1 protein-coding gene is annotated in these 1,266 nt (G+C 57.9%); it reads right to left on the reverse strand.

Annotated features, from left to right (window positions below):
* Positions 1–162 precede the first annotated feature (162 nt).
* Positions 163–1,095: an IS5 family transposase gene (locus PUT78_RS23580; protein WP_274354646.1), complete on the reverse strand. Its 933-nt coding sequence runs from the start codon at positions 1,093–1,095 to the stop codon at positions 163–165.
* Positions 1,096–1,266 lie beyond the last annotated feature (171 nt).

Raw genomic sequence — 1,266 nt, forward strand, 5'->3', positions numbered from 1 at the left:
GCCATACCGGCCAGCGGCCATGTCAGCGCCGCAGAGAAAGGCCTGATACATGACCGCACCCGATCACACGCTTGAGCCGTTCAGAAACTACTTGCACTGACGGGGGCATCCATACATGCACAAATCGGGGTGTGAGTGAACTTCCCCTTACTCTGGACAGACTTATCCTACGTGCTCTGTGACAGGTATTCCAAGAGCTGTGTAGCGGTTAAGAACGGCGACGCGGACTTGGATTTCCGCGACCTGCCGATCAAAGTCACTTGCCATCAGGGATTGGCCGAGCAGCTTGATGCAGTTCATCTTGGTCTCGACACGGCTTCGGCGGTGGTATCCACTCCATCGACGCCAGATGGTGCTGCCAAGGTATCGCGAGGCATTAACTGCCTCGTTCCGGGCGATGGCCCCTGCGCTGGTGGGCTTCCAAGGTTTGGCATTCTTGCGCGGAGGGATAACTGCATGGGCATCACGTGCCGCAATTGCGTCGTGGCATTTGCGCGTGTCATAGGCACCATCGGCAGTAACTGATCCGATGTCTTGATTGAGTGGGATTTGGCCAAGCAGTTCCGGCAGCATGGGTGCGTCACCAACATTGCTGGTGGTGACCTCGACAGCGCAAACTTCCAGCGTTTCCTCGTCAATCCCGATGTGTATCTTGCGCCAAATCCGGCGTTTCGGGCCTCCATGCTTGCGAGCGTTCCACTCACCTTCACCCTTGGCCTTGATGCCGGTGCTATCGATGAGAAGGTTCAGCGGGCCGGTGCCGCCACGATAGGGCAGGCTTACATTCAGCGTCTTCTGGCGACGGCAGAGGGTGCTGAAGTTCGGCACCGACCAGTCCAGGCCGATGAGCCGCAACAGGCTTTGCACGAACCCGGTTGTCTGCCGGAGCGGCATCCCGAACAGAACCTTCAAAGTCAAACAGGCTTGGATCGCGGCATCGCTGAAACTCTGCTGCCTCCCGCGCTTGCCGCTCGGCGGCGGCACCCAGATCATCTCAGGGTCAAACCAAATTGACAGCGATCCGCGTCGCTTCAGGCTGTCATTGTAAGCCGACCAGTTCGTGGTCTTGTACTTCGTAGGGGCCCAACTGCTCATGTCCCCCAGCTATCATGCTGGATTCAAACAGTGAATCCCTCACTCGATTTGTGCATGTATGGATGCCCCCGTCAGTGCAAGTAGTTTCTGAACGGCTCAAGCGTGTGATCGGGTGCGGTCATGTATCAGGCCTTTCTCTGCGGCGCTGACATGGCCGCTGGCCGGTATGGC

Origin of the sequence: Roseinatronobacter alkalisoli (assembly GCF_028745735.1) — a bacterium.
Classification (GTDB): domain Bacteria; phylum Pseudomonadota; class Alphaproteobacteria; order Rhodobacterales; family Rhodobacteraceae; genus Roseinatronobacter; species Roseinatronobacter alkalisoli.